Origin of the sequence: Arthrobacter sp. SO3 (assembly GCF_020532825.1) — a bacterium.
In the GTDB taxonomy this organism is placed as follows: domain Bacteria; phylum Actinomycetota; class Actinomycetes; order Actinomycetales; family Micrococcaceae; genus Arthrobacter.
In genome coordinates this window covers 1-5,461 of sequence record NZ_MQTS01000101.1, presented here as the reverse complement: position 1 = coordinate 5,461, position 5,461 = coordinate 1, and the positions used below count along the sequence as shown (strand labels likewise).

The 5,461-nt window shown below is 66.9% G+C and carries 6 protein-coding genes; 2 read left to right on the top strand and 4 right to left on the bottom strand.

The features are described 5' to 3' along the window. Positions 1-4: 4 nt before the first annotated feature. On the bottom strand, positions 5-343 hold the full coding sequence (locus BJQ90_RS10125) for a hypothetical protein (RefSeq protein WP_226760162.1): 339 nt from the start codon (positions 341-343) through the stop codon (positions 5-7). A 219-nt stretch (positions 344-562) separates the two neighbouring features. Between BJQ90_RS10125 and BJQ90_RS10120 the strand changes: the two genes are divergently transcribed. Together BJQ90_RS10120 and BJQ90_RS10115 are read left to right on the top strand one after the other, a co-directional pair. After that, the gene (locus BJQ90_RS10120) at positions 563-2,161 is read left to right on the top strand and encodes an AMP-binding protein (protein ID WP_226760161.1); all 1,599 of its coding nucleotides are present in this window, start codon (positions 563-565) and stop codon (positions 2,159-2,161) included. Positions 2,162-2,328: 167 nt separating this feature from the next. Next, positions 2,329-2,655 carry a YegP family protein gene (locus BJQ90_RS10115; RefSeq protein WP_226760160.1) on the top strand — a complete coding sequence of 109 codons (327 nt, stop codon included), beginning with the start codon at positions 2,329-2,331 and terminating at the stop codon, positions 2,653-2,655. 150 nt (positions 2,656-2,805) lie between these two features. Here BJQ90_RS10115 and BJQ90_RS10110 read toward each other — a convergent pair whose 3' ends face one another. From BJQ90_RS10110 to BJQ90_RS10100, 3 genes are all read right to left on the bottom strand, one after another. Further along, positions 2,806-3,237 (bottom strand): universal stress protein, encoded by a 432-nt coding sequence (locus tag BJQ90_RS10110; RefSeq protein WP_226760159.1) that lies wholly within the window; start codon positions 3,235-3,237, stop codon positions 2,806-2,808. Positions 3,238-3,290: 53 nt separating this feature from the next. Then, the gene (locus BJQ90_RS10105; RefSeq protein ID WP_226760158.1) at positions 3,291-4,583 is read right to left on the bottom strand and encodes a PLP-dependent aminotransferase family protein; all 1,293 of its coding nucleotides are present in this window, start codon (positions 4,581-4,583) and stop codon (positions 3,291-3,293) included. A gap of 128 nt (positions 4,584-4,711) precedes the next feature. After that, positions 4,712-5,275, bottom strand: a complete 564-nt coding sequence (locus BJQ90_RS10100) for an NAD(P)H-dependent oxidoreductase (RefSeq protein ID WP_226760157.1) — start codon at positions 5,273-5,275, stop codon at positions 4,712-4,714. Positions 5,276-5,461: the final 186 nt, after the last annotated feature.

The following is a 5,461-nucleotide window of genomic DNA, read 5'->3' as shown; positions in this document are numbered from 1 at the left end:
GGGCCTAGCTGCCGGAGTAGCTCGACAGCAGCGCGATCATGCCCGGATCCCCGCTGTTCCCGGCCAGGGCCACGGCGGCGGCGAACATCACGCCGGCAAAGCCTGTTGTGCACGCGGTCACCACGGCAAAGAATTTCCAGTCGTCGCGGACAATACTCCGCACCGTCTCGGGCATGCGCAGCCCGGGGGAGATCATGTTGGGGGCACTGTCCACGGAACCGTCGTCCAGGAAAGCGAGGACCCGGCCGCCCCGGCGGTCCACCCGCATGGAACTGATGTGGTTGCCGTGCCGGGCCAGAAGAATGTCGTGGCCAACGAGTTGGCGGCGCTGAAGTGTAGGCATTTTCATCCCCTGGGACTAAAAGTATTGGATGTCCACGCCAGTGGGGGCACCTCCAATTTTACCGCCGGCACAACGCTCCGGCAGGCCGGAATCCGCGTGAGGCTGCCCACTGGGGCCGGTGACGTGGCTCAACTCCGGTCCTGTCCAGGACGGCCCGGCGGCATTAGAGTGGCACCAGCCGCCGCCAGCTGGGCGGACGCGGATCAAAGGAGATGTTGCGTGTTTTCTAGCCCGTTCCCCGATGTGGAAATTCCCGATGTCAGCGTCTACGACTACCTCTTTGGCGGCCTGACGGAGGCGGACCTGGACCGGATCGCCGTCGTCGACGGCACGAGCGGTGCGGAGACCACCTACCGGGCCCTGGTCGGGCAGATCGATGCCGTCGCCGGAGCCGTCGCGGCCCAAGGCCTGGGCGTCCACGGCGTCGCGGCCATTCTGTGCCCCAACGTCCCGGCCTTCGCCGTCGTCTTCCACGGACTGCTGCGGGCCGGTGCGACGGTCACCACCGTCAACTCCCTGTACACGGCGGACGAGATTGCCCTCCAGCTCGCCGACGCCGGCGCGCAGTGGCTGTTCACCGTCTCCGCCCTGCTCCCCGCGGCCCGGGAGGCGGCCAGCCGGTCCGGAATCCCGGACCACCGGCTCGTCGTGCTCGACGGTGCCGCCGGGCACCCGTCCCTGCGGGACCTGCTGGGTGCGGGTGCCCCGGTGCCGGACGTCAGTTTCGATCCGGCGACCCACGTCGCGGTGCTGCCGTACTCCTCCGGGACGACCGGCCGGCCCAAGGGCGTCATGCTCAGCCACCGGAACCTCGTCGCGAACGCGGAGCAGTCCCGCGGGCTGCTCAAGGTCACTCCGGAGGACCGTCTGCTGGCACTGCTGCCGTTCTTCCACATCTACGGGCTGACCGTGCTCCTGAATCTTGCCCTGCGCCAGCGTGCCTGCCTGGTGACCATGCCGAAGTTTGATCTGGCCGAGTTCCTGCGCATCATCCAGGACCACAAATGCAGCTACCTGTTTATCGCCCCGCCGGTGGCCGTGGCCCTGTCCAAGCACCCGATGGTCGCCGACTACGACCTCAGTTCAGTGCACACCACCCTCTCCGGGGCCGCGCCGCTCGACGGCGAACTGGGCAACAGGCTGGCCGAGCGGCTTGGCTGCCGGGTGCTGCAAGGCTACGGCATGACCGAGATGAGCCCGGTGTCCCACCTGATTCCCCTGGACGCCACGGAGCTGCCCGTCAGCTCGGTCGGCTACACCGTCCCCAACATGGACTGCCGGCTGCTGGATCCTGCCACCGGGGCGGAAATCAACCTCCCGGCCGAGGGTACCAGCGCGCCCGGGCACCTGCTGTGCCGCGGACCCAACGTGATGCTCGGCTACCTCAACCGGCCCGAGGAAACGGCGGACACGCTCGACCCCGACGGCTTCCTGCACACCGGGGACATTGCCACCGTGCGCGCTGACGGCGTTGTCACGATCGTGGACCGGCTCAAGGAGCTGATCAAGTACAAGGGCTACCAGATCGCACCGGCGGAGCTGGAAGCGCTGCTGCTGACCCACCCCGGAATCGCGGACGCCGCAGTGATCGGAACGTCCGACGCCGACGGCCAGGAAGTGCCGATGGCGTTTGTGGTGCGCCAGCCGGGGGAGGACGGGGAGCGGCTCGACGAGGCCGCGGTGATGGAGTACGTGGCGGCCAAGGTGGCGCCATTCAAGAAGATCCGCCGGGTGGAGTTCATCGACGCAGTGCCGAAGTCCTCCTCCGGCAAAATCCTGCGCCGGATGCTCAAGACGGCAGGGGCAGCGGCCGGATAGGCCGGAGAACCGGCGGGCCCTGGAGCCGGACCGACAGGGCCCGCAGACGCCCTGTCGGACCGGCAGACAGAGATTGTGACGCAGGGAATCCGGGGTCGGCGGCTTCCTGGGCGTATAGTCAGCAGAAGGTCAGGACGCGGCCACAGGAACCTCATCGTGGAGCTACCGTGACAAAAATTTCCCCCGTCCTGCCTTCCGCCGCCAAACACGCACATGCGTTCCGGGGCGTCCCGGACGCCCCGGCGCCGGCCGTGTCCGGCACCGTTCAGGCAGCCCGACGGCCCTCAGCCCCCGGCAAGTTTGAACTCGTCCGCGACGACCGGGGCGGCTTCCTCATCCGCATCCTTGACGGGGACGGGGCCGTGCTGGCACTCTCCAGAACCTACCCGGACCTTGCCGCTGTGGTCGAAGGGGTCGAATCCGTGCGGGAATGCGCTGCCACTTCCCACATCTCGGACCAGACGGCCCGCACCCCAGAGCTTCCGCTTCCGTAAAGAAGCCACGACCGCCGACACGGGACACGCTGTCCGGTGGCTGCCGATCACCATTGGGGGTGACCGGAGGCCGCCGGAGACTTGCCCCGGGGCGGTTCAACGGCCGGGTCGGCGCCGGGCATTTCCGGCGCCGACAGCCGCGGACCGCGCCTAATCCGACGTATCGGTCTTGGCGATATAAACGTCGCAGGGCGCGTTGTGGGCCACGGAGTTGGCCACGCTGCCGAGCACACGGCCCAGCCCGTGCATCCGGCGGTTCCCGACCACTATCAGCGAGGCGCCGGAGCGGGCCGCTTCGTCGATTAGGGCCTCGGCCGGCTTGCCACGGGCGGCTGCGTAGGTGACGTTCAGTGCGGGGGTGCGGAGGCTGTCCGCGACGCCCCGGGCGACCTTCTCCGCGTCCCCCGCGTCGGAGACAATCCATTTGTCGCTGCCGCTGCCGAAGACCTGGGTCCTGTCGCTGTCGAACGCACTGACCACGTGAAGGGTCGCCCCGAGCGAGGCGGCAAGGTCACGGGCGGTGTGCGCGGCCTTCAGGGCAGTCTCGCTGCCGTCAACGCCGACAACAATAATTCCGGTCATAAAATGCTCCTTGAGGTCAACGAACGGGTGCGGCCATGCACCAATGATTCAGGCTACAGGGCCGCGATGGCTTCCCGCAGGACCGGCGCCAGCCGGCGGACTCCTTCGCGGATGGACTCCGGTGGGACGGCGCTGAAGGCCAGCCGAATTTTGTTGGAGGGGTCATCGGAATGTGTGAAGGCGGCGCCCGGAATGAAGACCACCCCGGCATCGATTGCCTTTTTCAGCAGCGGATAGGTGTCAACGCCCACCGGCAGGGTGACCCAGACGAAGAAGCCGCCCTCAGGGCGGGTCCAGCTGAGGCCCGGCGGCATGTATTCGTCGAGGGCGGCCAGCATCGCATCGCACCTCTCCTTGTACAGTCCCCGGTATGTGTCGATCTGGCCGCGCCAGTCGTAGTCGCGAAGGTAGGCGGAGACGAGCATCTGGTTGAGGGTCGGCGGGCACAGGGTGACAGCCTCCGAGGCCAGGTAATAGCGGCGCTGGAGGTGGGCGGGAACGAGTGCCCAGCCGATCCGCAGGCCCGGCGCGAAGATCTTCGAGAAGGACCCCATGTAGATCACGTCGTCCGGGTTCGCTGCCCGCAGCGGGGTGAGGGGCTTTCCGTCGAAACGGAGCAGTCCGTAGGGATTGTCCTCCAACACCAGAATATTCGCCTTACGGCATATATCCACGACCTGTTGCCGCCGCTCAGCCGACAGCGTGATGCCGGAGGGGTTGTTGAAGCTCGGGATCGTGTACAGGAACTTGATGTTCTTGCCTGCCGTCTGCAGGGCGGCAATCCGCGCCTCCAGGAGGTCCGGAATAATCCCGTCGCCGTCCATCGGCACGGTGGCGACCTGGACCTGATATGCCTCAAAGGTGTTGAGTGCGCCGACATAGGTGGGGTCCTCGACCAGCACCACATCGCCCGGGTTGCAGAAGACCTTCGTTGCGACGTCCTGGGCGGACTGGGAGCCCGCGGTGATCACGACGTTTTCAGGTTTGGCGTCCAGGATGCCTTCGGCGGCCATAACTTCGCAGACCTGGGTCCGGAGTTCCTCGGTGCCCTGCCCTCCGCCGTACTGCAGCGCGGTCATCCCCTGTTCGGCGATGATCTTCGCGGCGGTCTGGCCGAGCCGTTCCAGCGGCAGGGACTGGAGATACGGACTTCCGCCCGCCAGCGAGACGAGCCCGGGCCGCATCGAGATGTCGAAAACATCCCGGACTGCCGATTGCTTGATATTTGCTGCGCGCTCCGAGAACAGGTCCTCGTGGCGGTGGGCGGACGTAGCCGCACGTTCGATTGCGTCAATTGCCTCGGCCGGAAGTACTTCTGCGGCGGCATCAAGTGTTTCGTGGGTCACATCTCACAGAATACAACCCATGTTGCCTTGGAGAAAACCTTTGTTTCCAATCGGTTCCGGAAGTCTTCTGACACAGAACACCCCCGGCAGCTTCCAGGCGGCCGGGGGCATTCAGCTTTGTTGCGGACCTAGGCTGCGGTGACCGCGCGGGAGTCTTCCAGGGCGACGAAGACGGCCTTGATCTGCTCCACGACCTCAGCGTCGTCCTTCGGGTGGACCTCGGCGAAGCGGACCATGGAGCCCGGGACGGCCAGCTTGACGTCTTCCAGGACCCGGGCGCCGGCGATGCCGACGGCCTTGCGGGCCTCATCCTGGGCCCAGATTCCACCGAACTGGCCGAAGGCGGTGCCGACGACGGCGGTCGGCTTGCCGCTGAGGGCGCCTGCACCGAAGGGGCGTGACAGCCAGTCGATGGCGTTCTTCAGGGATGCGGGGACCGTGCCGTTGTGTTCCGGCGTAACCAGCAGCAGGGTGTCGGCCGCGTTGGCGGCGGCGCGCAGGGCGGCCGCGGCGGCGGGAACCTGGCCCTCGACGTCGATGTCCTCGTTGTAGAACGGGATGTTGCCGAGGCTGTCGTGGATGAGCACCTCAACCTGCTCCGGCGCGTTCAGCTGGATGGCTTCGGCGAGCTTCTGGTTGGTGGAATCGGCGCGCAGGCTGCCGACCAGGGTGAGAACGGTGTTCTTGGACATGTGGACTCCTAGGGGTCACGCCGCGGATGATCCCGCGGCTGGCTGATCGTGGAGGCTTTGCCGGCCTTCAGTGATCAAAACGGACTGCGGTCCGCTTCTATTCCCCGAGGCTAGACTGTGCGGTGTGAGCCTAATCCCCCTCCGCCCGGCCGCGGAGCCCGAACGCCGCGACGCCGCCCGGAACCG

Bases quoted from the DNA above. Each gene is read 5' to 3' on its own strand.
- BJQ90_RS10125 (WP_226760162.1), bottom strand. From the start codon at position 343: ATGCCTACACTTCAGCGCCGCCAACTCGTTGGCCACGACATTCTTCTG.
- BJQ90_RS10110 (WP_226760159.1), bottom strand. From the start codon at position 3,237: ATGACCGGAATTATTGTTGTCGGCGTTGACGGCAGCGAGACTGCCCTG.
- BJQ90_RS10100 (WP_226760157.1), bottom strand. From the start codon at position 5,275: ATGTCCAAGAACACCGTTCTCACCCTGGTCGGCAGCCTGCGCGCCGAT.